The organism is Cohnella yongneupensis (assembly GCF_042655785.1).
Classification (GTDB): Bacteria; Bacillota; Bacilli; order Paenibacillales; family Paenibacillaceae; genus Cohnella; species Cohnella yongneupensis.
In genome coordinates this window covers 21950-48203 of record NZ_JBHSNC010000036.1, presented here as the reverse complement: position 1 = coordinate 48203, position 26254 = coordinate 21950, and the positions used below count along the sequence as shown (strand labels likewise).

The 26254-nt window shown below is 53.6% G+C and carries 29 protein-coding genes and 1 pseudogene; 12 read left to right on the top strand and 18 right to left on the bottom strand.

All coding sequences use genetic code 11. The features are described 5' to 3' along the window. The first annotated feature begins 45 nt into the window (after positions 1 to 45). Positions 46 to 1029 carry a metal-dependent hydrolase gene (locus ACFPQ4_RS11755; RefSeq protein WP_378112037.1) on the top strand — a complete coding sequence of 328 codons (984 nt, stop codon included), beginning with the start codon at positions 46 to 48 and terminating at the stop codon, positions 1027 to 1029. 120 nt (positions 1030 to 1149) lie between these two features. Here ACFPQ4_RS11755 and ACFPQ4_RS11750 read toward each other — a convergent pair whose 3' ends face one another. Beyond that, a complete protein-coding gene (locus ACFPQ4_RS11750) occupies positions 1150 to 1356 on the bottom strand; it encodes a small, acid-soluble spore protein, alpha/beta type (protein WP_378112036.1) in 207 nt (68 codons plus the stop codon). A 95-nt stretch (positions 1357 to 1451) separates the two neighbouring features. Here ACFPQ4_RS11750 and ACFPQ4_RS11745 point away from each other — a divergent pair, with 95 nt between their 5' ends. Further along, positions 1452 to 1628 (top strand): hypothetical protein, encoded by a 177-nt coding sequence (locus tag ACFPQ4_RS11745; protein WP_378112035.1) that lies wholly within the window; start codon positions 1452 to 1454, stop codon positions 1626 to 1628. Positions 1629 to 1644: 16 nt separating this feature from the next. Here ACFPQ4_RS11745 and trpS read toward each other — a convergent pair whose 3' ends face one another. Next, on the bottom strand, positions 1645 to 2643 hold the full coding sequence (gene trpS / locus ACFPQ4_RS11740) for a tryptophan--tRNA ligase (RefSeq protein ID WP_378112034.1): 999 nt from the start codon (positions 2641 to 2643) through the stop codon (positions 1645 to 1647). A gap of 436 nt (positions 2644 to 3079) precedes the next feature. Here trpS and ACFPQ4_RS11735 point away from each other — a divergent pair, with 436 nt between their 5' ends. The 3 genes from ACFPQ4_RS11735 to ACFPQ4_RS11725 all read left to right on the top strand — a co-directional run bounded on the left by ACFPQ4_RS11735 (position 3080) and on the right by ACFPQ4_RS11725 (position 5207). Further along, a complete protein-coding gene (locus ACFPQ4_RS11735; protein ID WP_378112033.1) occupies positions 3080 to 4006 on the top strand; it encodes a permease in 927 nt (308 codons plus the stop codon). An 18-nt stretch (positions 4007 to 4024) separates the two neighbouring features. Continuing rightward, entirely contained in the window at positions 4025 to 4876 is an 852-nt protein-coding gene (locus tag ACFPQ4_RS11730; protein ID WP_378112032.1) for a TIGR03943 family putative permease subunit, read from the top strand. A gap of 82 nt (positions 4877 to 4958) precedes the next feature. Beyond that, a complete protein-coding gene (locus tag ACFPQ4_RS11725; RefSeq protein WP_378112031.1) occupies positions 4959 to 5207 on the top strand; it encodes a small, acid-soluble spore protein, alpha/beta type in 249 nt (82 codons plus the stop codon). A gap of 92 nt (positions 5208 to 5299) precedes the next feature. Here the strand turns inward: ACFPQ4_RS11725 and ACFPQ4_RS11720 are convergent, their stop codons facing one another. Beyond that, on the bottom strand, positions 5300 to 5698 hold the full coding sequence (locus tag ACFPQ4_RS11720; RefSeq protein WP_378112030.1) for an O-methyltransferase: 399 nt from the start codon (positions 5696 to 5698) through the stop codon (positions 5300 to 5302). 227 nt (positions 5699 to 5925) lie between these two features. Then, positions 5926 to 7698: a M3 family oligoendopeptidase gene (locus ACFPQ4_RS11715; RefSeq protein WP_378112029.1), complete on the bottom strand. Its 1773-nt coding sequence runs from the start codon at positions 7696 to 7698 to the stop codon at positions 5926 to 5928. A gap of 73 nt (positions 7699 to 7771) precedes the next feature. Between ACFPQ4_RS11715 and ACFPQ4_RS11710 the strand changes: the two genes are divergently transcribed. Beyond that, complete coding sequence (locus ACFPQ4_RS11710) at positions 7772 to 8026, top strand: hypothetical protein (protein WP_378112028.1); 255 nt, start codon at positions 7772 to 7774, stop codon at positions 8024 to 8026. Between the two features lie 27 nt (positions 8027 to 8053). Here ACFPQ4_RS11710 and ACFPQ4_RS11705 read toward each other — a convergent pair whose 3' ends face one another. Together ACFPQ4_RS11705 and ACFPQ4_RS11700 are read right to left on the bottom strand one after the other, a co-directional pair. Beyond that, a complete protein-coding gene (locus tag ACFPQ4_RS11705; protein ID WP_378112027.1) occupies positions 8054 to 8755 on the bottom strand; it encodes a DUF2225 domain-containing protein in 702 nt (233 codons plus the stop codon). Positions 8756 to 8772: 17 nt separating this feature from the next. Next, positions 8773 to 9156 carry a globin domain-containing protein gene (locus tag ACFPQ4_RS11700; protein ID WP_378112026.1) on the bottom strand — a complete coding sequence of 128 codons (384 nt, stop codon included), beginning with the start codon at positions 9154 to 9156 and terminating at the stop codon, positions 8773 to 8775. A gap of 489 nt (positions 9157 to 9645) precedes the next feature. Here ACFPQ4_RS11700 and ACFPQ4_RS11695 point away from each other — a divergent pair, with 489 nt between their 5' ends. Beyond that, the gene (locus tag ACFPQ4_RS11695) at positions 9646 to 10761 is read left to right on the top strand and encodes a nucleoside recognition domain-containing protein (RefSeq protein ID WP_378112025.1); all 1116 of its coding nucleotides are present in this window, start codon (positions 9646 to 9648) and stop codon (positions 10759 to 10761) included. Positions 10762 to 10855: 94 nt separating this feature from the next. Continuing rightward, positions 10856 to 11653, top strand: a complete 798-nt coding sequence (locus ACFPQ4_RS11690) for an NAD kinase (RefSeq protein WP_378112024.1) — start codon at positions 10856 to 10858, stop codon at positions 11651 to 11653. A 78-nt stretch (positions 11654 to 11731) separates the two neighbouring features. Here the strand turns inward: ACFPQ4_RS11690 and ACFPQ4_RS11685 are convergent, their stop codons facing one another. Next, positions 11732 to 12685, bottom strand: coding sequence for a YutD family protein (locus ACFPQ4_RS11685; protein ID WP_378112108.1), 954 nt, complete (start codon positions 12683 to 12685; stop codon positions 11732 to 11734). Positions 12686 to 12690: 5 nt separating this feature from the next. Continuing rightward, the gene (lipA, locus tag ACFPQ4_RS11680; RefSeq protein ID WP_378112023.1) at positions 12691 to 13596 is read right to left on the bottom strand and encodes a lipoyl synthase; all 906 of its coding nucleotides are present in this window, start codon (positions 13594 to 13596) and stop codon (positions 12691 to 12693) included. A gap of 136 nt (positions 13597 to 13732) precedes the next feature. Between lipA and ACFPQ4_RS11675 the strand changes: the two genes are divergently transcribed. After that, the gene (locus tag ACFPQ4_RS11675; protein WP_378112107.1) at positions 13733 to 14755 is read left to right on the top strand and encodes a M23 family metallopeptidase; all 1023 of its coding nucleotides are present in this window, start codon (positions 13733 to 13735) and stop codon (positions 14753 to 14755) included. An 18-nt stretch (positions 14756 to 14773) separates the two neighbouring features. On the opposite strand, the gene kduD is transcribed toward ACFPQ4_RS11675, so the two are convergent. From kduD to ACFPQ4_RS11635, 8 genes are all read right to left on the bottom strand, one after another. Beyond that, positions 14774 to 15550 carry a 2-dehydro-3-deoxy-D-gluconate 5-dehydrogenase KduD gene (gene kduD / locus ACFPQ4_RS11670; protein WP_378112022.1) on the bottom strand — a complete coding sequence of 259 codons (777 nt, stop codon included), beginning with the start codon at positions 15548 to 15550 and terminating at the stop codon, positions 14774 to 14776. Next, positions 15516 to 16292 carry a DeoR/GlpR family DNA-binding transcription regulator gene (locus ACFPQ4_RS11665; protein ID WP_378112021.1) on the bottom strand — a complete coding sequence of 259 codons (777 nt, stop codon included), beginning with the start codon at positions 16290 to 16292 and terminating at the stop codon, positions 15516 to 15518. Before ACFPQ4_RS11665 ends, kduD begins: the two co-directional genes overlap by 35 nt. Before the next feature lie 56 nt (positions 16293 to 16348). Further along, positions 16349 to 17182: a 5-dehydro-4-deoxy-D-glucuronate isomerase gene (kduI, locus tag ACFPQ4_RS11660; RefSeq protein WP_378112020.1), complete on the bottom strand. Its 834-nt coding sequence runs from the start codon at positions 17180 to 17182 to the stop codon at positions 16349 to 16351. A gap of 77 nt (positions 17183 to 17259) precedes the next feature. Beyond that, the gene (gene yunB, locus ACFPQ4_RS11655; RefSeq protein ID WP_378112019.1) at positions 17260 to 18150 is read right to left on the bottom strand and encodes a sporulation protein YunB; all 891 of its coding nucleotides are present in this window, start codon (positions 18148 to 18150) and stop codon (positions 17260 to 17262) included. Between the two features lie 199 nt (positions 18151 to 18349). Further along, positions 18350 to 19639, bottom strand: coding sequence for an ABC transporter substrate-binding protein (locus tag ACFPQ4_RS11650; RefSeq protein WP_378112018.1), 1290 nt, complete (start codon positions 19637 to 19639; stop codon positions 18350 to 18352). A 147-nt stretch (positions 19640 to 19786) separates the two neighbouring features. Then, positions 19787 to 20689, bottom strand: a complete 903-nt coding sequence (locus tag ACFPQ4_RS11645) for a VOC family protein (RefSeq protein WP_378112017.1) — start codon at positions 20687 to 20689, stop codon at positions 19787 to 19789. 12 nt (positions 20690 to 20701) lie between these two features. Then, complete coding sequence (locus ACFPQ4_RS11640) at positions 20702 to 22042, bottom strand: helix-turn-helix domain-containing protein (RefSeq protein ID WP_378112016.1); 1341 nt, start codon at positions 22040 to 22042, stop codon at positions 20702 to 20704. Positions 22043 to 22136: 94 nt separating this feature from the next. Continuing rightward, the gene (locus ACFPQ4_RS11635) at positions 22137 to 22724 is read right to left on the bottom strand and encodes a TetR/AcrR family transcriptional regulator (protein WP_378112015.1); all 588 of its coding nucleotides are present in this window, start codon (positions 22722 to 22724) and stop codon (positions 22137 to 22139) included. Positions 22725 to 22766: 42 nt separating this feature from the next. Between ACFPQ4_RS11635 and ACFPQ4_RS11630 the strand changes: the two are divergent. The 3 genes and pseudogenes from ACFPQ4_RS11630 to ACFPQ4_RS11620 form a co-directional block, all read left to right on the top strand. Continuing rightward, positions 22767 to 23279 (top strand): annotated as a pseudogene (locus tag ACFPQ4_RS11630) (SDR family oxidoreductase); the annotation flags it as partial. Between the two features lie 150 nt (positions 23280 to 23429). After that, positions 23430 to 23831 carry a hypothetical protein gene (locus ACFPQ4_RS11625; RefSeq protein WP_378112014.1) on the top strand — a complete coding sequence of 134 codons (402 nt, stop codon included), beginning with the start codon at positions 23430 to 23432 and terminating at the stop codon, positions 23829 to 23831. A gap of 35 nt (positions 23832 to 23866) precedes the next feature. Next, the gene (locus ACFPQ4_RS11620) at positions 23867 to 24688 is read left to right on the top strand and encodes a DUF817 domain-containing protein (protein ID WP_378112013.1); all 822 of its coding nucleotides are present in this window, start codon (positions 23867 to 23869) and stop codon (positions 24686 to 24688) included. 69 nt (positions 24689 to 24757) lie between these two features. Here ACFPQ4_RS11620 and ACFPQ4_RS11615 read toward each other — a convergent pair whose 3' ends face one another. Continuing rightward, positions 24758 to 25576, bottom strand: a complete 819-nt coding sequence (locus ACFPQ4_RS11615; protein ID WP_378112012.1) for a TrmH family RNA methyltransferase — start codon at positions 25574 to 25576, stop codon at positions 24758 to 24760. Next, entirely contained in the window at positions 25563 to 26228 is a 666-nt protein-coding gene (locus ACFPQ4_RS11610) for a potassium channel family protein (protein WP_378112011.1), read from the bottom strand. The genes ACFPQ4_RS11615 and ACFPQ4_RS11610 overlap by 14 nt, the downstream gene beginning before the upstream one ends. Positions 26229 to 26254 lie beyond the last annotated feature (26 nt).

Genomic DNA, 26254 nt, shown 5'->3' with positions numbered 1-26254 from the left:
TCCATACTGAAGCAGTAGCGATCGAAAATAAGGAGGCTCCTCGACATGGACACCGGCACGCATTTCGTGTTCGGGCTCGGGCTCGGCGGTCTGGCGATGGTCGATCCCGTCATTTCCGCACACGCCTATGGCCCCGTCGCCATATTGCTCGGCACGGTGGCTGGCTCTAACGCGCCCGATCTGGACAGTGTGCTTCGTTTCAAGAGCAATGCCGATTATATCAAAAACCATCGCGGGCTGTCCCATTCTTTTCCGGCCATCTTCGGGTGGGCAGCAATCATTACCGCTTGCGTGTCGCTGATGTTCCGTAACATCCCATGGTGGCACATCGGGTTTTGGGTCCTTCTCTCCGTCGTCGTCCACGTGTTCGTCGATTTGTTCAACTCGTACGGTACGCAAGCGTATCGACCGGTTAGCCGTCAATGGGTCGCTTGGAATATTATCCATATCTTCGACCCGTTTATTTTTTCCTCTCACTTGCTGGCTATACTGCTCTGGATATCCGGTTTCGCCGATCCGACCGTCGTTTTCCCGGTGTTGTACGGTTTGATCGCCGTCTACTACGTATGGCGAACGCAAGTCCATCGAAGATTGTCGCGCAAAGTGCCTTTGATCGATGCTAATCGGCAAGAAGGCGACCGATATACGCTAATGCCTACCGTATCGCTATATCGTTGGAATATTGTCAGGAGATCGAAGGATTGTACCTACGGCATCGGAGAATGGGATCACGGCACGCTTCGATGGCTCGACGTCATGAAATGCGACGAACACCCGGCTCTCGAAGCTTCCAAGGTAAATCAAGACGTACAAGCTTTTCTGTGCGTCACTCCATTCCCTTGCGGACAAGTAAAGCGGCAAACCTGGGGATACGAAGTGCGATGGGTCGATATCCGGTACCGTTATCGAAAGCAATATCCTTTCGTCGCCGTCGTGATGATGGATTTCTCCTTCTCCCCGTTGCAATCGTATGTAGGCTGGCTCAGCGATGAGCGTTTAGAGAAAAGATTGCGTATGAATTCCTATTAACAAGCGGTGCTTAGCTACCGCTTTTTTCTTGTGTCGCGGTCTTGACTGCCGACGCCTATAAGCGCACAATATGAAAAGCCCAAGGGCTAGCCTCGGGCTTTCGGCGGGTAACGATTTTAGTTAACGGCCGCCGGACAATTGTTGCTCAGCCATTTGGACGAGTTTCTTGGTAATGTAACCACCCAGAGAACCTGCATCGCGGGATGTTACGTTGCCGTAATAACCATCAGCCGGGAGCGTTACGCCAAGGGATTGAGCTGCTTCCGTTTTCATGCTGTTCAGAGCTGCTTTCGCTTGCGGAACGATAATTTGGTTGCTTCCTGCCATGAGTGAATTCTCCTTTCGCCTTGATGATTGGTTGCAAGCTTGCCTTGTTAGTATGCTAGATGTACAGAAAAATATGCTTAAGGAGTTGATCCATTGTGAGTAAATCGTTATCGCTATTTTTTGCCTGTACTTCCGTGGCGTTGATGCTCGCTACCGCATTCACCTTGAGCGAGAACGGGTGGCTCGCTGCGTTGTTCGGCTTGCTTACGTTCGTTACGATAGGCTTAGGTTTCACCGTCAAAGCCCGCAAATCTCGTCAAAATCGAAGCTAACTAGCTTAAGCCGCTTTTAGCGCCGCAGCGGCGGCAAGAAGCCCATCGCTTCCTTCACTTTAGCGAGCGTCTGCTCCGCCACGACGTTCGCGCGCTCCGCGCCGTCGCGCAAAATTTTGCCGATCTCCCCGGAGGAACGAATAGCGTTGTATTTCTTTTGAAGCGGCTCCAGCGCGCTTACGACAACCTCGGCCAAGTCCTTTTTGAAGGCGCCGTAGCCTTGGCCGTCGTACGCGGCTTGAATTTGCTCAATCGTCTGACCGGAGCACTTCGCGTAGATACTCATTAAATTGCTGACTTCCGGCTTGTTCTGGACGTCGAATACGATTTCCCGCCCGAGATCCGTCTTGGCGCGGGATATTTTTTTGCGAATATCTTCCGGCGTGTCGAGAAGAGCGATGTAGCTTCCCGCGTTCGGGTTGCTCTTGCTCATCTTCTTCGTGCCGTCGTCGAGCGACATGATCCGTGCGCCGACTTTCGGAATGAACGGCTCCGGAATGACGAACGTCTCGCCGAACCTGTAATTGAATCGGCCCGCCAAGTCGCGCGTAAGCTCCAGATGTTGCTTTTGATCATCGCCCACGGGTACGAGGTTCGTATTATAGAGCAAAATATCGGCCGCCATGAGCGACGGATAGACGAACAGCCCCGCGCCGATCGCTTCCTTGCCTTCGGATTTATCTTTGAATTGCGTCATACGCTCTAGCTCGCCCATATAGGATAGCGTCGTCATCAGCCATCCGAGCTCCGCGTGCGCAGGGACATGCGATTGCATGAAGATGGACGCTTGCGCGGGATCAAGCCCAGCCGCGACGAACAGAGCCGCTACCGCTTCGCTTTGTTCGCGGAGCGCCTCCGGTTCCTGTGGAACGGTTACCGCGTGGAGATCGACGACCATGAAAAAGCACTCGTGTTCATGCTGCAGCGCAACGAAGTTTTTCATCGCGCCGATGTAATTGCCTAGCGTGAGCTTGCCGCTCGGTTGAATCCCAGACAGTACGCGTAATTTGGACATCGTGATCGTACCCCTCTTTTTGAAAATAAAAAAAAGCCCTCATCCGCAAGGGACGAGAAAGCCGTGGTGCCACCCTAATTCGTTCCGCGGGCATGTAGCGCCGCGCAACCTTCGGTTCCGCTATCGGGGAACATCCGGAGAACATGGGACAGGACACCTGCGAAGGACATGCGTTACGCCTTCGGTATCCGTCGTTCCGTCCTCGGCTCCAGGATCCATTCCGCAAAGGGGCGCACCGGTTTCCAGCAACCACCGGCTCTCTGTGAGCGCTCCGCATACGCGTACTTATTCCCTTCATCGCCGTATCCTATCAACGTTTGTACATCATTATACGCTACGCGTTTCAGTTGTCAACCTCGTCGTTCATAATCATTTATGGCCAAGCATATGCTCTTGTAATCCTACACCTTATTATACGTCGGGAAGTGACTTCGTGTTGTCGGACATCGAAAAACTGCAGACGTTCAAAATTATTTTCATCAGCATCCTATTGGAAGCATTGCCTTTCTTGCTTGTCGGCGTGCTCATTTCCGCGATTTTGCAGGCATTCGTATCGGACACGCTCATCGGAAAGCTAACGCCCAAGCATCCCGTCGCAGGCGTCTTGTTCGGGAGCTTGCTCGGTATCGTGCTTCCTTTATGCGAATGCGGGATGATTCCGATCGTCCGCAGGCTCATGCGCAAAGGTCTTCCCGCTTACATCGGACTTACTTATATTATCGCCGGACCGATTATTAACCCTGTCGTTTTCGGTGCTACATTCGCGGCTTTCCGCACGAACCGCGAGCTCGCTTATTCGCGATTTTATTTAGCCTTCCTCGTATCTGTTGCGATTGGATTGATTTTATTTCATTTCGTTAGGAAAAGTCCGTTAAAAGACAAAGTTCATGTTAACGCGCATCACCATCATCACGAGCATTCGCACGCTGCCGATAAGCCGCGCGACCGATTCGTGCAAAAACTTGCCCATACGCCAGCCCATGCCGCCGAAGAATTTTTCGACATGGGCAAATATTTATTTTTCGGCGCATTCGTGACGGCCTTGCTGCAAACTATAATTTCCCGTCAATCGTTCGCGGTCATCGCCGACCACGATTTCGGCTCCCACCTGTTCATGATGGGTTTCGCTTACGCGCTCTCCTTATGCTCGACCTCCGACGCCTTCGTCGCCGCTTCTTTCAATACGTTGTTTCCTCCAAGCGCGTTGCTCGCTTTCCTCGTCTTCGGTCCGATGATCGATCTTAAGAGCACGCTTATGATGCTTGCTGTTTTCCGGCGCAAATTCGTCCTAAAATTCATAGCAATCCTGTTCGCGCTAGTTCTGCTGGGCTCGGTCCTGTTCGGCAAGTTAGGATGGGTGTAAGGGAGGGGCGATCCGTTCATGCACGCTAAGCATTCCATTCAAATGGCTTCTCATTACTTCATTCGGTCGTTCATCCTTGCTGCCTTCGCCTACTTTATCGTCGTTCTCGTCCGTACAGACAACCTTGATCTATATATCGCGACACGAATGCAATTCATCGTAAAATTGACGGCGCTCGGCATGTATGTCATCGCCGCGCAGCAGCTATACGCCGGCATCCGGTCTTGGGCGAATCATACACACCACTCGCATGCATGCTGCGACGATCATTCCCACGATCTGCCGAACTCTTGGCGTGCCAGCTTGCTGCTTTACGGCTGGTTCTTATTGCCTCTCGTACTGGCATTAGCCGTTCCGGATGGCATGTTAGGGAGCGCGATGGCCGCTGCAAAAGGCGTGCAATACTCTCCCGAGCAAGTCGTTATGCCGGAATCTCCCTCCTCCCCCTTTTTACAAAGATTCGCTAAATACGGTCAACAGCTCATTAAGCAAAACCCTATTGGCATCTCCGACGAACGTTTTATCGAGACGTTGACTACGCTCGACTTGTACCGTACCGCTTTTATAGGTAAAACAATCCGGCTTAGCGGCTTCGTCTTCCGCGAAAAAGGGATGAACAACCATCAGTTCAGCGCGACGCGTTTCGCCGTAAGCTGCTGTTCCGCGGATGCGTATCCCTATGGAATTCTCATTAACTACGGTAAAGCCTACTTATTGGAGTCGAACGAATGGGTTTCCGTGACCGGCAAGTTAAGCACTACCAATTATAACGGTAAGGAAATTATTGAGATCGACGCAAATGTGATTCAACGTATCCATATCCCGGATGATCCTTACGTGTCGCCGGATATCGACTTCGAATCGGAATAGCACAATTATTCTGGAAATTGTTCCTGAAAGTGCATAGCACTCCCAATAAAGTCCATACTACCCCTCAAAGGAGGTGAGCGCGATGGCAAGTTCAAATTCAAGCTCACGCAGTGGCAGCAGTTCCCTCGTCGTCCCTCAAGCCAGACAAGCTTTGGAACAGTTGAAGTATGAAGTCGCACAAGAGCTCGGTATTCAGATTTCGCCGGATGGATACTACGGCAACATGTTAACCCGCGATGCCGGATCCATCGGAGGTCAAATTACTCGCCGTCTTGTTCAAATGGCAGAGCAGCAACTATCGGGAGGAAGCAGCAGTTTCATGCGCCGTTAAATTGCAAATCTGCACAATACAACCAGGGACTGCCTACTCGTCAAGACGAGATAAGACAGTCCCTGATTCATGTTCGTATGTAAGTTAGTATGCTATTCGCCCGAAATTTCTTTCCGATCCCGCTTAGGGGCCGGAGGTCTGAAAAACACGTTAGCCATGTTATAGTTCGATTCGAATTGGACGCTAACGTAAATTTGCCCTTGGCGCAGAGCGAAATCGTATGCGATTTCCCCGTGCGTCCACGTCCGTTTGTGGCGCAATGCTTCCACCGCCATCACGCGTAGTTGCTTCGCTTGGGTGGCCGTTAATCCCCCCGCGTGATTCGGTTGCTGGCTTCCGCAATCGAGCGGCAAATGCCGGATGCCGAAGCGCCCAACCTTGTCCTCTCGAATTTGCAGTACAATCGTCCCTGCAGTTAGTCCCTTAAGCTCCGCCTCAAGTTGTTCTAATGCTACATTGACTTGTCTTGCCAGTGAAATTTGATCCATCATTCTCCTCCTTTGTACTTATACTAGATAAAATGTAAGGGTTTACCTCATACCCCAGACCCATTGTAAAAGAAAATTTAGATAATTGCAATCATTTTGTCAATTATTGTATCTTTGTGTAAATTCGTGACGGGGATATCGTTCAAAAGGAGAAAAAGAGCAGCGTAATCGACAAAAAAGCCCGCACAGACTTTCATCTGGGGGGCTTAAAGTCGATCGTCCTGTTAATCCTATTGTGCGCAAAGCGATGCGAAGGTCTCGACATCCGCGACGACGCGAGAGACGGCATCGCGCCAAAATTCCGGCTCGTCTAGCTTGACGCCTAAGTGATGGGAAGCGAGTTGCTCTACTGTCATGACCCCAGTGTCTTTCAACAACCGATCGTACTTCGAGCGGAAGCTTTCGCCCTCGCGTTCGGCTACGGCGACGAGACCCGTGCTGAACAAGTATCCGAACGTGTACGGGAAGTTATAGAACGGAACGTCCGTTAAGTAAAAATGAAGCTTGGATGCCCAGAAATGCGGGTGCCACGAGCTAAGCGCATTGCCGAAAGCTTCTTGTTGCGCCTCTACCATCAGTTTGCTAAGTTCTTCAGCTTCGACTATGCCCGCCGCGCGTCGCTCGTAAAATCGGGTCTCGAACAAGAAACGCGAGCGAATGTTCATGAAGAAGGCAACGGCGCGTTGCAAGCGGTCATCGAGCAACGCGAGCTTCTCCTCGTTGCTGGATGCCCTGCGTAATAGCGCGTCATTCACGAGAGCCTCCGCGAACGTCGAAGCCGTCTCCGCCACGTTCATCGCGTATTCTTGGGCGAATGGCGGCAAGCCGTCGACAAGCGCGCCATGATAGGCGTGCCCTAGCTCGTGCGCCAACGTGGAGACGTTGCCGGGCGTACCGGAATACGTCATGAAAATTCGGCTTTGCTCGCTGATCGGGAAGCTCGTGCAAAATCCGCCAGGGCGTTTGCCGGGACGGTCCTCGGCTTCGATCCAATTATCGTCGAACGCTTTGCGGGCAAGCTTAGCCATGTCGGGAGAAAATTGTTCGAACGCTTCCGTTATGATCTTCGCGGCTTCGTCATACGAAATTTTAGCCTGACTGGAAGCAATCGGTGCATCCACGTCGTGCCACGCTAGCTGCGTCTTGCCGAATCGGCCGGCTTTGAGCGATAAATATTTCGTTAACGGCTCAACGCCTTCCGCCACGGCCGTCCACATTGCGTTCAACGTTGCTCCGCTCATCCGATTCATCTTTAACGGCTCGCGTAACGGATCGTTCCACCCCCGCATCCCATATAGCTTCAGTCTGAAGCCGGCAAGTCGGTTTAACGTATCTGCGCAAAGATCCGCTTGCTCGGACCATGCTTCTTCCCACTTGGTCGCCATTAGGTCGCGGACTTCCGCTTTCGCGTCGTCGAGCTTATTCGCTGCTTGACCGACGGACAACGAGGCTACTGACTCGCCGTCCTGCCATGGAATGGAAATGCGGCTAACGATCGTATTATAATGCTCTCCCCAGCCATGGTAACCGTCCACGGCCAATTCGCTCGCCACGCTTTCCAGCTCTGGAGGTAGCTTCTCTTTCGCGGCCTCGCGACGTTCGCCGAGCGGGAACAGCACGGAAGATCGCGCAGCGTCTCCGCTCCAATTCGTCCATTGCTCCTCCGGTACCTCCGCCAACTTCGCTTCGTACAAATCTTGCGCTTGCTTGTATTTAGCAGACAGCGATTGGATTCGTTCGGTCAACGATACCGCCCGTTTGTCGCTCATTTGCTGAGAGGTTAAACAGGATACGAACGCATCCGCTTCCCGAAGCCGAGCCAATGCTTGTTGAAGCCGATCGGTCCATTCCGATAATTGATCATCACTCGCAGCATGGTTTACGGACTGCAATTCTTTCAACAAAATCGCGACGAGGCTTTCCGTCTCCTGAACGAAAGCAGAAAATCGCGGTGAAGAAGAGCCGCCTTCGAAGAGCGACTCCAAGTTCCATTTCATATTCATATCCGATCGCTTCCTTTCCATTTGCACGTCGCTTCTCCGTGCGGTATCTTAGTACAAGAAAGGGGGGACCCTCTTGATCCCATTCCGAAATAGCTGGCCTTATGATATTACAGGCAATGACGTCTTCGTACAAGAATGTCCCTTTTGCAAAGCATCAAACGTGCTTCTGCCGCTTAAACCCGCGGATGTAGTGAGTTTATACGATGGGGCGCGCAAAATCTTGCTCGTCTTCCCGTGTTGTCATAGCCGAGTTCGCATCGTAGACGCGGACCCCGACTATTTGCTCGCTAACCGCCCGCTCCGAACGGAAAATCCGATCTCGGACTGAGTCTTGATACGCGAAACGGCGCTACTCTTAAGCGCCGCTTATTTGCATTTCTTCAGGCAGTTCCGTGCCGTTCCCCGTCATTTCCTCGCGGATGTTCTGCCACTGCTCTCGCGACGCTCGAATCATTGCGGCATCCGTAATGCTGCGATCGTGAATGATTCTGCTGAACCATTTGACCGCTTCGTTGAAATTCCCCAAACGCCGATTCAGTTCACCGATCAAAAACATGAGACGAGTGTTGCTGAGCGACTCCGTTTCCTTCTCGAATACGTTTATGTATGCGCCTAGCGCGAAACCCAGAAATCTGTTTTCCTGCGTCGTATTTCCCTCGTACCGGTAAAGCCATGCAATATGATGGAGCAATCCGGAGACGACGCGGTCCTTTTCCCCGACCGTTTGGGCGGTGAGCAACGACAATTTGTAGCATTCCATCGCATCGGCTTCCGTCCGCACGCCGCCGTAATCTCTATGCTTCCAGTGGTTGCCCATTTTATCGTAGTAGGCTTTTTTCTGTTTATCCACTAAATGTTCTCTGAAATTTTCCGTAGACGCGAATCCGCAATACGGGCATACGCGCACGACGTAAAAATCAGGATTGATGTCCTTGAAATAAGAACAGAAATCCGAGTCGGTTTTAATCGCCTTCTTCAGGCTAGGGCGTACTCGCGAGGTTTGAAAGCTCGATTCGCAACAAATGCATTTGACCTTGATCTGAAATAACGGCTCCATGAAGCCTTCCCCCTTGATTAAGATGGATCGGTATTAACGAAATGTTGAGCCGGGCCGGAAAGCCGCTCAAGCATTAGCTGTTGCAGTTGCTCGGGAAGGGTGGTCTCGGATAGCGCTTCAGCCATGCAGGATAACCAAGCTTGTGCATGTGCCGGCGTAATCGGAAAAGGCATGTGACGCGCTCTCATCATCGGATGGCCGTGTTCATCGGAAAACAGCGAGGGCCCTCCGAAAAACTGCGTCAGGAACTGAACCTGCTTTTCCATGACCGGACGGATATCAGCCGGAAACAAAGGAGATAAAAGCGGGTGCTGCTGAACTTTCGGATAAAATTTCTCGACGATATCGCGCAACATTGATGCGCCGCCGATCGCTTCGTATAGCGTTGCGTAGCTGGACAACTCGTCCCTCCTGCGTGCGATCGATCAAATGATCAATAATTGTCGAATCCGCACTTCTCTATGGGTTGCCGGACCTATAAGACCACGGCTAATGGATTAAGCCTATTATACCACAAAGACACAATTTGCCTCTTGAAAAAAATAAAGATCGTCCCAAAAAGGACGATCTGATCGCGGCTAGCCGTTACGTATATATTCGCTTACATTTCTTCTTCCGGACCCATCAAAGATTCCCGAATGACATACACGAAAGCGCATACAAGCAATCCTGCAACTATGCCTGCCATCTTCATCACTCCGATACGAAGCAGATTCAATGCGATAATTCATTGCGTGAATACCTAATTCGATTGTACCATATCTCATCGTGGCCGGCACTGATTTTTTGCAAACGGTTACATGGAAATAGCCTAACAATTGTTGGGCAAGATTGTCCTCTCGTACTCATATATTGGACAAGAGCGTCGGTATGTATGGGAGGGGACGGCTTTGCGATTAGAGCACTCCGTTAACGGAAAACAATCCGGACTAGTCACGGCGTTAAGCGTGCTTGGCATCGGCGGGTTCGCCCTGCTGCTTGGAGGTTTGGCGCTTGGCATGCCGGGCAAGGCGCTAGAAGCTTCGTTACGCGGCGTCTCGGTATGGTGGGAAGTGCTGTTTCCCGCGCTTTTCCCTTTCTTCGTGCTCTCGGATATTATGCTTGGCTTCGGAATCGTGCATTTCGCGGGCAAGCTGCTCGATCCGTTCATGCGACCGTTATTTCGCCTTCCCGGAGTCGGGGGGTTCGTCGTCGCGATGGGCTTCGTGTCCGGGTATCCTGTCGGCGCCCGCTTAACGTCGCGATTAATGGAACAAAAGATGATTAATCGGGATCAAGGGGAGCGTCTCGTCGCGATGACTACGACGTCCGATCCGATCTTCCTTATAGGCGCCGTGAGCATCGGCTTCTTCGGCAGCTTGCAGCCGGCACCGATACTCGCTATCGCCCATTACGGCGGCGCTCTATTGTTAGGCGTCCTATCAAGGTTTCGCGCGGATAAGCACGAGGAGGGCGAACCGCTTACCGTGTCGGGGACGCCTGCCAAACAACGAACGGAAGGCAGAATTCGCAGTGCTTTTGCAGCTATGCATCATGCCCGAATAGCCGATGGACGGCCTTTCGCCGTTCTCCTCCAACAATCGCTTCAGTCATCGCTGGCTCTAATGATGATCGTAGGCGGTCTTGTCGTGTTTTTCTCCGCGGCGATGACGCTGCTCGTCGATAGCGGATCGCTAATTTTGTTCCACCATGCCATCGCTGGATTTCTTCAACTGTGCGGCATGTCCCCTCACTTAACCCCTTCGCTCATTAACGGAACGTTCGAGGTGACGATCGGCGCTAAAGCCGCCGCGAACAGCGGTACGGCAGGATCGTCGCTCCCGTTAGTAGATCGCGTCGCCGCCGCGGCATTCGTCCTCTCCTGGGCTGGGCTATCGGTTCATGCGCAGGTTGCCGGGTTAATGAGCCGAACGAAATGGCGGTACTTGCCGTTCGCCCGATTTCGGCTATTTCACGGTATCGTCGCGATGATCCTCGTCTACTTGATCTGGCCCTTGTCCCAATAACGCGCGTCTTACAAGCGCCGGCATTGTATTCCCGCGGGTTATTGTTTATTATCGTATCAGATAAGGAACGTACGACCGGAAGGAGCGTCACCGCTTGAAATACGCACTATTAGACCGTGGAGACCGACTTTCCAAGCAACTAGCCCAGCAACTTCACGCCCTCGCGAACGACAAGGGGTTAATCCATGACGAAGAAGCCCCGGAAGTCGTCGTCTCGATCGGCGGGGACGGTACGCTGTTGCAAGCTTTCCATCGTTATGAAAATCAATTGCACCGGGTTACTTTCGTTGGGATTCATACCGGACATCTCGGGTTTTACGCCGATTGGAAAAAAGACGAGCTCCCCAAGCTAGTCGAGATGATGGCAACCTCGGAGCCGCGTAACGCCAGTTATCCTCTGTTGCATCTCGAAGTAAATACGAAATCGGGCAGCACGTCTTATCTGGCTTTGAACGAATGTACGTTAAAAAGCGTTGACGGCACGCTCGTCGCCGCGCTTCGCATTAACGACGAGCCGTTCGAAATGTTCCGCGGCGACGGTATCGTAATCTCCACTCCGTCCGGGAGCACCGGCTACAATAAAAGCCTTGGCGGCGCGGTCATCCACCCGTCGCTCGAGGCGCTGCAAATCGCGGAAATCGCGTCGATCAACAATCGCGTATACCGTACGTTAGGCTCTTCGGTTATTTTACCGAAGCATCACCATTGCGACATCGTTCCACCCGATCCGGAAAAGGAGCTTCATATCGCCATCGATCAGTTGGTCGTACAGATGGCTGGGGTAACTTCCATTACGTGCCGCGTGTCGAACCAGAAAGTCTCGTTCGCCCGCTATCGTCCTTTTCCGTTCTGGAATCGCGTCAGAGAAGCGTTCATCGGCTCGGGCGACTAACCCCCCCACCCTGTCTCGCTCCAATCAAAAAGCCTTTTTCCGAAGTCGATTTCGGAAAAAGGCTTTTTTATGATTTCGTTATTCGCTCGCCCGCGGATTACTGCTCGCCTCGGAGTGCTGTCCGCCGCCTTCCGGCCTTGGACCCGGCTTGCCGCCGAAGCTTTTGCGGCGACGGTTTTTACCCGGCCACCGGCTTCCGTTACGCGCTGCTTCCGCGTTCGGATGCGCGCTCGCCTCACCGCCTTGCAGGCGTCCTTCGGCCGCTTGACGGTTGTTGCCTTCCGCGCTTTGTTGCGGACGCTGACCGCGGGGACCGCCATTGTGTCCGCGGCTTTGCCCATGATTGCCTTGGACCTGTTGTCCGCCGCGCTCCTGATTGCCATGGCTCTGATTGCCGGAGCCTTGTCCTTGGCGACGATCTCCGCCGCCGGATCCGTGCGACGGCTTCCCTTGCCGGTTCTGCGATCCGCCGTCTTGCCCTTGACGGGATCCCCCCCGCGAGGACGATCCGCCGGAATGTCCGCCGCCGTTGTTCGCGTTGCGACGTTCGGCATCCGCGGCCGCTCTGGCTACGGCGGATACGGTTACATTCGGTACTCTGACAGGGCCGCCCGGACGTTCCTTCAGCGGCCATCGCATAAGCGGTCCGCTGCTAAGAGCGGCCGCCGTCTCAGCGGCCTGCTCGCCGGCTTCGCCGATCGCCGTGCTCACGGCGGCTACCGCGTCCTGCTGGCTTTTCTCGAGCTCCTCGGGAGACAAAGATTTGCTGTCCACTTTCGTGATGACGAAATAAGCGCATCCAAAATTGCAATATTCGTTAATGTAATCGACCAAGCTCGAAATCGCGGATTCCTTCGTAGCGCGAGGATGGCCATCCTTGTAAAAACCGCGCAGTCGCAGCTGGCTGTAGCCCCAATCGCCTACGATATAATCGAAGCGCTCCAGCACTTCGCTGTACCGCTCGCGGAAAGCTTCCGGATTCCATCCGTTCTTATGCTCGTGCAGTACAGAGTAAGCGTTGTTACCAGCCATGAAAATCACGTTAGGCTCTCCTCCCGAACACTCATCGTTCTTGCCTCCGCGGATTTGACCTGTTCGTGCGCATGATAGGAACTACGAACGAACGGCGCCGACTCGACATGCGAGAATCCGCGTTCCAAACCATCGAGTTTAAGCTGCTTGAACTCGTCCGGATGCACATAACGAACGACATTCAAGTGGCTCGCCGACGGCTGCAAGTATTGTCCTAACGTTAAGATGTTGCAATCGATCGCGCGCAGGTCGTCCATCGCTTGCAAAATTTCTTCCCGCGTCTCGCCGAGTCCTAGCATAATGCTCGATTTCGTCGGGATGTCCGGGTTCATCGCTTTGGCGCGGCTCAGCAACTCCAGCGAGCGGCGGTATTTCGCCTTGGCGCGCACGCGATTCGATAACCGTTCTACGGTCTCTATGTTGTGGTTCAGGATGTCCGGCTTCGCATCCATAACGATCTTAAGGGACTCCTCGTTGCCTAGGAAATCCGGAATAAGTACTTCGACGCTGCATAGCGGCATTTTGCGTCTGATCGCTTTGATCGTCTCGGCGAAAATCGTAGCTCCGCCATCCTTCAAGTCGTCCCGCGCTACCGAAGTGACTACGCAATGGCGAAGTCCCATCTGTTCCGCGGCTTCCGCGACGCGTTCCGGCTCCTGCAAATCCAGCTCCGTCGGCAATCCCGTCTTCACCGCGCAGAACCGGCATGCTCTCGTGCAAATATCGCCAAGAATCATGAACGTCGCCGTTCGGTTGGCCCAGCATTCATATATATTAGGACATCGCGCTTCCTCGCACACGGTGTGCAGCGTCTTCGTCCGCATCATTTGTTTGATTTCTTTATAGGGCTCTCCGGTGGTCAGCTTTATTTTAAGCCATTCCGGCTTTGGAAGCCTCGTGCTCGTAGTCATTGCGTTCCCCTCTTTCTGTCCCCCTTATTATAGCATGATTCGGATAAAATCCAATGATCTGTAAAACCCTACTTCTACATGACGAAGAGGAGGAGGGGTGGCGTTGAATCGGCATTGGTGGAAAGGTTTTAACGATATGCGCCCCCGGTTGCGACGCTCGATTAACGGGGTTCTGGCACTAATCCTTGCATTCGGATTATGCGGAATCCCTTCCGTTGCGACCGCCGCACCGGCGCAGCCCGATCAGATTAAAAAACGCGTTCAGCTTTACGACCGAGTCAGCGTTCTCACCGGGCTCGATTGGACCGTGCTCGCGGCGATTGACCAATACGAGCGAACGATGTCTCGCGCGCATCCCAAAACGCGGCCGCTTCGGGAAACCGCGGTTACCGGCGTTTATATTCCACCGACCGAATGGAGCGGAGTGCTCAATCCGGACGAGGGAGATACCGAGCCCGCGTCGATCCGGTTCTTTCAAGGCATCGGTCGGGACGGCTCAGGCGATCGGCTGGCCGATCGTAACCAAGACGAGGATCTGCTCTTCTCCGTCGCCGCCGAAGTTCTGCGTTACGGCAGCGTGAGGGAGGACTTCGCGATCGGGCTGTGGGAATATTACCAAAACACGCGAGCGGTTCAACGGATACTGCAGTTTGCCAAGCTGTACAAAACGTTCGGCAAACCGGACATAACGGGGAACGCTTTCCCGTTGCCGCTTAACAGCGTGTATTCGTTCCGCAGCACTTGGGGGAACAGCAGAAGCTGGGGAGGGTACCGGATTCACGAGGGAACCGATATTTTCGCGGAACAAGGCGTACCCGTCCGAAGCACTTGCTATGGCATCGTCGAGATCAAAGGCTGGAACAGGTACGGAGGTTGGCGAATCGGCATTCGCGACTTGAACAATTTGTATCATTATTACGCGCATCTATCCGGTTTCGAGAAAACGCTAAAGGCCGGAGACGTAGTCCGGCCTGGTCAAGTGATCGGTTGGGTCGGCAGCTCGGGCTACGGTCGTCCGGGCACGCAAGGAAAGTTCCCCCCACACCTTCATTATGGCGTCTATCGGGATCGCGGGTTAGTGGAGTGGGCATTCGACCCCTATCCGCTATTGAAGCGTTGGGAGCGCGACGAACGCAAATCGCTTAAGGTTCATCGTTAACGATGAACCTAGGCGATCCTATCGGTTCATCCATCCGCCGTCGACGCATAAGACGTGCCCGTTCATGTAGTCGGACGCGCTAGATGCCAAGAAAATCGCGGGTCCTACCAAGTCCGCGTCCGAACCCCAACGACCGGCGGGAATCCGCTCCAAAATTTGTTTGCTGCGCGTCGGGTCGTTGCGAAGCGCTTCCGTATTGTCCGTCGCCATGTACCCCGGCGCGATCGCGTTTACCTGTACGCCTTTGGACGCCCATTCGTTGGCGAGCGCCTTGGTCAATCCGGCCACGGCGTGTTTGCTTGCCGTATAACCGAGAACGTTGATGCCGCCTTGGAACGACAGCATCGACGCGACGTTAATGATTTTGCCGGAGCCTTGCTCGATCATGACGCGGCCAGCCAGCTGGCTGAGCACGAACACCGAGTTCAAGTTCACGTCCAGCACTTCTTGCCAATCGGCATAGGCGTGCTCTGCGGCCGGCGTGCGTCTAATGATGCCCGCGTTATTCACGAGAATGTTTACTGTGCCGAACGTCTGCAACGCCGAATCGATAACGCCAGGCAGTTGGCCTCGATCGCCTATGTCAGCCGTAACGACGTTCGCCTGTCTGCCCAGCGCTTCGATGGCTTGTTTCACTTCATCGGCAGGCGTCCGATTCGTCACAAGAACGACGTTCGCCCCCGCCTCCGCCAGCCCGATCGCGATCGCGCGACCAAGGCCTCTGCCTGCACCAGTCACGATCGCGGTTTTGCCCGTCAGTTCAAATCTGCCTGCTCCTCGCGCTTGCTCGCTCAATTCTCACCGAACCTCCCTCATATCGGCGGACGACCTCTTCGTCCAATCCGTCATCCGTAATCAACACGTCCAATTCGTTCAAAGCCGCGAACGTGAACAACGCCGCGCGGTCGAATTTGCTATGGTCGGCGACGCCGTACACTTCTTTGGCGCCGGACAAATACGCTTTTTTGAGATCCAGCAACTCGCTAGTAAACACCGACAAGCCGAACTTATCGTGAACGCCGGTCGCGGACAGAAACAGCTTCTGCACGTTAAGCTTCGTTACCCACTCCAGCGCATCGTTGCCGACGAGCACGTTCCGATGGCGATAGCCGCCGGGAACGACGAGGCGAATATCCTCGCGCGGCAACAGCTCGCGCATGATGAGCAGGTCGTTCGTCAACACTGTTAGCGGCATAATCGGAAGCCGCCTCGCGATCTCGAACGTCGTGCTTCCCGCATCCAGCGCAATTACGTCATTCGGCTGTATGTAACTCAGCGCGTGAAGCGCGATCGCTTCCTTCTCGCTGGCATGCTTCAAATTCGGAATTTGCAGCGGCAGCAACGGCTCCTCGCCCTCCCGCGGAACGACCGCGCCGCCGTGAATGCGCTTGAGCAGCCCTTTTTCCTCGAGCTTCTCCAAATCCTCGCGAATCGTCTTGGCGGTCACGTTGAATCGCTCGCTAAGATCGGACACTTGCACCGTGCCTTCCGCTTGAATCAGCTCCAGAATCGATTGATGACGCGTAACGGCTAACATATCGTCTTTCCTCCCGAATGGTTCAGCAACTTGTATATAAGCCTATCTCGATGCTTCTACTTTAACGCATTCATCGGAATGACATCCATATCTTTGAACGTATAATTTTCGCCTGCCATCGCCCATACGAACGCATAGCTGCTCGTGCCCGCTCCCGAATGAACCGACCACGCCGGCGAAATGACCGCTTGCTCGTTCGCGATGACGATATGGCGCGTCTCGCTCGGCTCGCCCATAAAGTGGAAAACGCGCGCGTTGTCGTTCATATCGAAGTACAAATACGCCTCCATCCGGCGATCGTGAATATGCGCCGGCATCGTATTCCACACGCTTCCCGGCTTGAACAACGTTACGCCGAGCATCAGTTGGCAGCTTTGAATGCCAACTTCATGAATAACCTGATGAATCGTGCGCTCGTTGGAAGATTCCAGTGCCCCGAGATTCAGCGTATTCGCCTCTTGTACGGTAGCCTTGCGCGTCGGGTATTTCGCGTGAGCCGTCGCCGAAGTGATGTACAATTTCGCCGGATTGTCCGCGTCTACGCTGGCGATCTTAAGATCGCGCACGCCTTTGCCGACGTACAGCGTATCTAGCTTGACGAGCGTGAAGCGCTCGCCCTCGACGTCGATAAACGCTTCCCCGCCGCCGATGTTCATGAACGCGACCTCTCTGCGCTCCAGGAAATAGTCCGTCTTTAAGACGTCCTCAGCTTCGAGGGTGAGCGCTTCCTTAACCGGCATCGCTCCGCCGAGAATGAGGCGATCGTCGTGCGAATAAGTCAATTTCACTTCGCCGGGAACGAAAACGCTCTCGATCAAATATTGCTGTCTCAATCTGGCCGTATCGTAGCCTTTGGCGTCTGCCGGGTTCGTGGAATGTCTAATGTCCATCTTTACCGTCTCCCTTTTGTTCGTTATCGTATGTTTACACCATAACATACGCAAACGAACATTATCGAACATTATTTTCAGGGAGCGACAGGAACAGGGGTCTCGGTCTTCGGAAGCGATATGACCGGCGCTTGCGGGGCGGAGTTGCCAACCGGGTTGCCGTGATTGTCGTAATAATAAGTCGGCACGTCGCCGACGACCATGACATAGGAGAGCGGAATTTCCGTCTCGAGCGGCTCCGGCTCCTGATCGAACGGAATAATGACCGCGATATCCGTACGAATGCGAACGAATACCTCTACGAGTAAATTGTTGATTCCCGCTTCAGTCGATCTCGTATCGACGTCCACCTTCACCGCCGACACCGGATGGAATTTCACCGATACGCTAGGTCCGATCGACGAGATGAACGGACTGTTCAGCGCATGGCCGATCGGAATATGCTCGGGCATATCCTCATGCTCCTTCAGTGTCCGGGTGACGACTTCGATCGTCTTCGCCGTTATGCTCATCTGTTGTTTATAGTCGAGGACGAGCCCCGTCACTTTGCCTGCCGCGTTCGTCTTCCACTCCAACAGCTGGTCCGAGTCGACCGTCTGCGCGATTTCTTCCGTAATCGCGGTATTGATCGCCTCCGTCGCCATCTGCGTCACTCTTATTTTCGCGAGAAACATGAGCGGACCGCGAAGCTCCCGATCGAGGAACAGTACTCCCTGTACGATAAGGAACAAGACGAAGAAGATCGTGATCATCCACATATGCTTTCGTTTAAGCCTCCGCCTCGGTCGCTTCGACGCCCATTTCGCCGCGGGAACGCTTACCGACGGCCGAGAAGCCGAGAACCATTTGCGCGTACCCCATTTGCGAGGCGCCGTCTTCGGCTTGAAGCCGCCGCCCAGCATAATCCGCCCTCTGCCCCATTTACGCGGAGCTGGCTTCGGCAAAGAAATGCCCCATTTTCGAGCCAATGCGATCCCTCCTCGTCCGTGCCGCAGGGGCGGGTTCGTCCCCCTGCGTATCGTTCAAGCTTATGCGCGGACATGGCAAATAAGCACATCGCTTGGCTTAGCGAGCGCTGACACGGCATCTTGACTCGCGTTCATAAGTAGTTGGCCAATGAAAATCCGGAGCCTGGCGTTCGCGGCGGCTCCGGATTTCACGTTACGGTTACGGCGACAGCTTATGAAGCCTTTCGTCCAGTTTAAGAGCGAGTTGGTGCAGCCGTCCCTGAAGCTCAGCGTCAGGAACAGTCCGCAGGCCGGAGAATTGTCCGTCGAACCCCGGGTCCCATACGCGCATGAGCGCATAGGAGCCTTCAATCGACGCAATATCGATATAAGCAGCTTCATCGATCGAGATTCGCATTGTCTCATCCGCTTGTTTACGTAACGCATCGCGAAGCGGTTCGTACGTAGGGACGTAATTTCCTTCGATCGCCGCGTTTACGGCATCTTGGTTATCGGATAAATACAAATACTTAAGCAACTCCCATGCGGCGGAAGGCGACTTACTCTTGCTCGAGATCCCGTAATAGTTGTAGTAGCTTGGATTGCCCCGCCCCCTGCCCTCCAGATGAGGCATAGGGGCTATGCCAACCTCGATTTTTTTCATCCATTCGCCTAGCTCCGCCCCGATCCAATCGACCTTCATCCCTAAGCTTCCATTGGCCAGAGTCAGCCGCTGGTCATTCGGATCGACCTTCGCCGCCCTGCTTCGTTCCCCGTAACCGTTCATCCACTGAATCGCCTGGACGGCTTCGGCGCTATCCAAAAAGCCAACGAAAGTCGACCCGTCATCGGCAATAATATGTTTACCGCTGCCGCTCATTAGCCAATTAAGCTGCCCGACTCCATATCGTAATCGTAATCCGGAACCGATCGTGTTCGGAGAAGATTGCTCTAAATTCCGCGATAACTGATCGAACAGTTCCCATGTCCAATCCCCGCCCGGATAAGAAAGCTGAGCGATATCGAATAATTGCTTATTGTAATAAATCGCGCTCGGATAAGCCGCATAGGGAATCGCATATAAGTTCGCTCCCCCTTTCAACCGCATATGCAAAGTTGCCGACTGCGGCAATGCTATTTCATCCGAATCCATGTAGGGTTGCAAATCGAGCACAAGCCCTTGGTTCACCGCATCCATGAACTGCGCCGGGAAAAACAACTGACTAAACGCAACTATATCGGGAGAATGTTCACCTTTCATTTGATCGATAAGTTCATCGCTGCTTGCATTGGAAACGGGATCGATTATAACTTTAATCTCGGGATGAATTTCTTCGAAATGTTCGATCGCCTCCTTGAATTGCCGATCCTCTAAGATGAAAGCTTGGAAGTGGATTTCTGCTTTCTCCGTCTTCATCGGCGGCGGTTCAATGTCGTTACACGCGGACATAAGTAAAATTGTCGCGAGCATCCCCACCGTTAATCCTAATCGCACCTTCCGCAATTTCATCGCCAATCCCCCATGAACTATTCTATATTTGTAATTTAATGCCAAATAGTCCGAGGGACAATAGGTCGATCTTAAACGTTACCGTCATTTCCGATACCCTACGTTGCACAAACTAAACCCCGTTTCATAAGGAAACGGGGTTTGTGATCAATCCACGATATTGCAAATCATAATGACGTTGTCGTCTGGGTCTTTGACCGTGAAGAACGCAAGCTCGCCATGCCTTTCGATGTCGGTGAATATGTCTACCCCGTTTTTCGCCAAGTACGCTTTGGCAGCCTCCACATCCAGGGTTAGCAGCATGAATAGCGCTTCGTAGTCTTCGCCGTTGCGATAACGGTTATTGTCCAATAGAATTTGGGTTCCTCTACTGGTCGGGAGCACATGAATGGACTCATCTTCTTGACCCTTATTATCCGGAACCGGCAATCCGAGGACGTCATAGTGGAAGCGAGTAGCCCGAGCGATATCCGACACGTTCAGGAAAATACCGCCAAACTTGTTCAAGATCGGACTTTCCGTGTCCGGCAGGCGTTCGACTACTTCCGATACGTAATCGGACTGGGTAACCATCAGCCCGTTGCCGTCGGGATCTGTGAATCGGAAGTACGATAGCCCCCAAGGGTATCTTTCGATTGGTGTCAACGTCGCAATGCCTTTTTGCTCCAAATAACGATAGGCTTCGTCGATGTCGTCCGTCTTGTACATAAATCTGACGCGGGGCGTGTCCGGCGAAGTATTGCGGTTATCGTCCAGATTGATCCCGGTTCCGCCTTCGAGCATGAGCCAGTAGACGTTGCCGCCGTTCAACCTCTCTTCCAACAAAGGTAACTCCATTAGCATGCTGTACCACTCGGCCGATCTGCGCAAGTCGGTTACGTGAATAAACACGGTATCCGCCGCGTTTTCTATCGGACTACGAACCATCTCCACCTTGTTCCCTCCCTTAGCCGGATTGAGCATTCCGCCCGCGTAAACTTTGAAAGCTTGCGTGACGTATTGCGGCCGGTAATTTTGATCATCGCTCGGATGTTTGGCAAGCTGAGTCATCTGAACTCTCCTTTATCGGACAGGAATATAGATCGTAACGACGGAGTCGCGCTCCACGTCTTTGCCGGCAACCGGCTCGTACGATGCGAACCATTGCCGCTGTTCGTCTACGCGATAATCGCGGCTACCGTCAATCCACCTATGCATGCGTTCCAATACCCCGGTCAACATGCCGTAAGCGCGTGTCTTACAAGCGGCGTAGGCTCCTGCTCCTAACCTTTTCACCGCTAGGTTTGACGCTATACGGTCCGAATAGACCGCCTCGATAACGCCGTTCTCCCACCAATACTCGTCCGTTCCGGACGCTCCGTAATGGTAAGACAAATAATAACGGCCTTCGTCCGGCATGTCGCGACGTTCGGATCGTTGCCGCTGCCAGGTTATGAATTCCCGCTCCGCGTTGGCTTGCGCCTCATATCCACAACCTCGACTGTAAATAGCGTCCTGTTCCGGCAGTTCGACGACGATGATCGACTCGCTGACCGATTTCTTGCGAACGGGCAAATACAAATTCATTCTCGCGACGTTGCGGCCGTAGGCGACGAACTGTTCAATCGCCGGATGTTCGCCTAGCTCGAACGTACTTTTCGGCAGCCATTCGGCCAGCAGCCTGTTCCAACCTCCTTGCACGATATCAGGCGCGGTTGCAGCGACTTTGCTCATCGCGTACAGCCCTCCTTCGAACGAAGTCGCTTCAAAGTCACGATCGCCCGGCAACCTCTCGCATCCGGATGCGAGGATCCGATATCCGAATCGAGCTTCGCCGTTTATCTGAAGATCGACATTACTGCCGAACAGGCGAATTTTCGGATGCTCTCTGCTCGAAGTCTCTCCCCCGTATAGCTTGTCGTATACGACTTGAAAGGCTTCGTTCTCGATGCCGGCTTCTTGCGTGGAGACGTGCAAATAAGTAAGCATTTTCTCCGGCGGCAGCCTGACCACTTTCACGTCGGGGAACCGTTCGGACTGTTCTCTGTCTTCGACATAAGCGACTTGCTCGTTCAATCGGATCGCCTCGAAGCTATAGAAGACATCCGAACGGCGGTAGGCCGCCGGCGTCATCCCGACAAGCTTCTTGAACGCTTTGGCGAACGCCGCGTACGACTCGAACCGGCTGTCCCATGCGATCGCCTCAACGCTGCGCTGCGTATACCGCAGTTGTCCGGCCGCGACGCTCGTCCTTCGCTTACGCACGTAATCTTTGACGGGATGACCGGTTAGCGCGTAGAAAGCGCGGTACAGCTGGGCAATCGAGAGGAATGCCTCCGCCGCGATCGCGGACAGTTCGATTTCTTCCTCCAAAAGCGCTTCGATATAGTCGATCGCTCGTTGCACGGACTCCCTATCGCTCATTGGCTCACCTGTTATCGCTGTTTTATAGAACTCATTATAGCAAGGGATTTTCGCTCCAATAGGTCCGGAATTCTCACAAACCTAAGTGTTTCGATCATTTTTTGCGGTTCGTTCTCGCCTCGGATGGCCGCCAATTAATGATCATGATCAATTGCTCTTGCATGTAAGAAGGAGCGTATTTGAACCCACCCTCCACCCAGTGGAAAATAAGCCCGAGCAGCGCATGAATCGAATAAATGGCAAGCAGTTCGGGATTAATACCGTTGTCCACGTGCACTAGCTCGTCCATCGAAATTTGTTTGAGCGCGAGAAACATTTTTTCCCGCAAGTTCGCGATGACGTTGCTTCTGAGTAGCGTCGTATACACGTTCGCGTTCAGATGCACGTGCTCGAAGATCATGACGGATTTCGCCGTTAGCTCGGAGATGATGAACACGTCCTCGTTCTCGTACGGCGCGCGAAACGAAGCCAGCAGCTCCCGTATCAGTTCCGCGATTATGTCGTCGAGGAGGTCGTCCTTGTTGCCGTAGTGCGAATAGAACGTCCCTCGATTATAGTTAGCGAGCTCCACGATCTCGGTAATCGAGATCGCTTCGTATTCTTTGCGCGCCATTAAGTTCAACAACGCTTGCTTAAGCGCCTCTTTGCTTCTGACGACGCGCCTATCCTCTTTTTTCTCCATTTGGGACCATCCTTTTTTCAACAAACGGAATGCATTTGTTCAGTAGATATACTGGTCAACAACGCGGGCATTATGGACAACTTCGTCCCTGCCGCGGATATGACGGACGAAGTTTGGGAGCGAATTTTCGCGATCAATACGACGGGCCCGATGAGAACGACGCGGAAAGTGCTTCCGATCTTCACGGAGAAGAAAAGCGGCGTCATCGTCAACATCGCGTCTGCAGGCGGCTTGTTCGGCTCTAGAGCCGGAGCCGCGTACACCGCTTCCAAGCATGCGGTCGTCGGCTTCACGAAAAACGTCGGGTTCCAATATGCCCCGCTAGGCATTCGTTGCAACGCGATCGCACCGGGCGGCGTCGCTACGAATATCGGCAGCACGATTACCGCGCCTAACGAATTCGGCATGGGACGGGCGATGGCCGGCATGAGCCTCAATCCTCGCGCGGGCGAACCGGAGGAAATCGCGAAAGTCGCTCTATTCCTCGGTTCGGACGATTCGAGCTTCGTGAACGGCACCGTCGTGACCGCGGATGCGGGATGGACGGCGTATTAATTTTTCGCTTTAGCGTAGTTGGTACAAGCCTCCTTTAACGGGAGGCTTTTTTCTGTTCAACATGGGTTTGGAACATTTTGGAGGCGCCTGCGTCTAATTAATTGAACATGATGCCGGTGCTTGAAAATACATAGCGTTGGAGGTGTAGATTTGCGAATTGTTATACTACTTTTACTTATCGCGCTTACGGGATGCACTCCCTTTGGTACTGCCGGCAACTCCTTGAACCTTCAGCAAGTGTTGGACGCGTTCCAACGAGAAGGGCTCCGCCTCGATCCTGCGCAATCTAATCCGGACAATATTTTCGAACAGGGAATCAACGGGGTGAAGCCTAGCTTTTATCGACTGGCCGATGGAACGGTTTATATTTATAAGTTCAAGTCCGAGAAGGCTCGGATTAAGGGGCTAGAGGATTTCTACAATAGGCCTGTCACGCTCGTGCTAAATCGTCCGTTCGAAATTAACAACGTCTTGATCTTGTATGTGTATGGGATGCATCCGGACAACGGAATAGATGATAGAATTAGAGCAGCCATTCAAAAGCTTGAATGACGGCAGCCTATCTTATCTAGACGGGAGTTCATAACTTGTCGACGATCTCTCATAAGTTTCGCCAGCTCGTACGCTTCGGCATGGAACAGGCGCTATCTTGCTTATTCCCGGTCGTTATTTTCGCTTCGCTCGCCATTACTCAATTCATCGATTTACCTTGGCTCGCCCGATATGACTGGATGCTTCTTATTTGCCTTGCGATGCAAGTGGCGATGGTGCGTTCCGGCCTCGAATCCCGCGACGAGCTTAAAGTCATAACGCTTTTCCATTTGATCGGGCTTGCACTTGAGCTATTCAAAGTTCATAAGGGTTCGTGGTCGTACCCGGGCGATGCCTATACGATGATTTACGGCGTTCCGCTCTATAGCGGATTCATGTACGCCAGCGTCGCAAGTTATTTATGCCAAGCGTGGCGGCGAATGAACGTCGAATTGATGCATTGGCCACCGTTCTGGGTCGTCGCTCCGCTAGCTGCCGCAATTTACTTGAATTTCTTCGTTCATCACTATTGGATCGACGTGCGGTGGTGGCTGTCCGCGCTCGTTCTCATCGTATTTTGGCGTACTTGGGTGACGTATGAAGTTGGCGGGCTCCGTTACCGGATGCCTCTATCGCTTTCCTTCGTCCTGATCGGCTTCTTCATCTGGATCGCGGAGAATGTAGCCACTTTCTTCGCCGCCTGGCAATATCCGAACCAATCCAAGACGTGGCACCTCGTTCACCTCGGCAAGGTCAGCTCCTGGCTATTGCTTGTCATCGTCAGCTTCCTGATCGTCGCCACGTTAAAACGGGTGAAGGAGCATCCTACGTGGACGGGTAAACAGTCGTCAACGCTGGATCGAACGCACAAAGTCTAAAAAGAAAGACAGGAACCCGCATCAGCATATTAAGCCTTAGCGAGCCCCTGTCTTTTTAAGTTAATCCAGTCACCCCAACCGCTGCCGCTGCGCTTCGAATAGCAGCACCGTCGCGGCCATGGCGACGTTGAGCGATTCGGCGCGGCCCGACATCGGAATGATTAGGTTGTCGTCGACGAGCTCGGAGACGCACGCCGACATGCCGCTGCCTTCGTTGCCGAACACGAGCCAGACGCCTCGGCCGCGGAAATCGTAATCGTAGCAGGAGCGTGAAGATTGCAAGCTCGTACCCGCTACAGCCGCGCCGTTCTGCCTTGCTTCAGGCAACAACTCGGACAAATCCGCTTCCAGCACCGGCACGTGGAACAGCGCCCCCATCGTCGCGCGGATCGTCTTCGGATTGTACAAGTCGGCCGTTCCTTTGCCGAGCACGACGGCCGTCGCTCCGCAAGCGGCGGCGCTACGGACGATAGTGCCGACGTTGCCCGGATCTTGCACGCCGTCGAGTACCGCGACCAACGCGCGATCCTCTCCGAACAACGCATCCCGCTCCGGCGGCCGCTTCAGCGCGACGGCGAAGATCGGCTGCGGCGTCTCCGTGCCGCTGCACTTGGCGATTACGTCCGGCGATACCGGCACCCACGATGGTCCATGCTCCGCCTCCTCTACTTCGTCCATGTAAGAGGCGAATTGATCGGCGACTTCCGACCCTTCATCGAACGCGACGACTTCCAGCGACCATCTCGCATCGAGCGCTTCCTTCACGAGGTGAACGCCTTCGAGCAAAAACTTCCCTTCCCGTTCCCGGTATTTCCGATCGAGCAGCTTCGCCCACTCTTTCACGCGAGGGTTGGCCGCAGAGCTAATATATCCTTCAAGCTTCCGCATACGCTTGCTCCAATTTCGTTAATTGTTCGTTCTTTCCTACGATGACGAGAATGTCTTCTGCCGTCAATGGCACATCCGCGCTCGGCGTGATGTTCATATCGCCGTTTTGCTTGACCGCCAGCACGTTGCAATTGTACTTTTGCCGAATATCGAGCATCTTCAAGCTTTTGCCGTACATGGCCGAGGGCACCTGCATTTCCACGATGCTATAATCCGGCGATAGCTCGATATGTTCGAGGATGTTCGGAGAGATCAGATGATGGGCTACGCGAAGCCCCATATCGCGTTCCGGATATACGACCTTATCCGCGCCGATCTTGTTCAACACTTTCCCGTGAAGCTCATTTTGCGCTTTAACGATTATGGTCGGGACGCCCAGGTCCTTCAAAATAAGCGTCGTCAGTATGCTCGACTGTATATCTTGGCCGATCGCCACGACCGCAACGTCGAAGTTGCGAATGCCGAGCGCTCGCATCGCCTCTTCGTCGGTCGAATCGGCGCTGACCGCATGCGTAACGGCGTTGGCGACTTCTTGCACCCGCTCCGCGTTATCGTCCACCGCAAGCACTTCATAACCCATCTGCGACAAATATTTGGCCACGCTCGAACCGAATCGCCCGAGCCCGATGACGGCGTATTGCTTCTTCCGCACGGCATTTCCCCCTCTACGGCAGCACT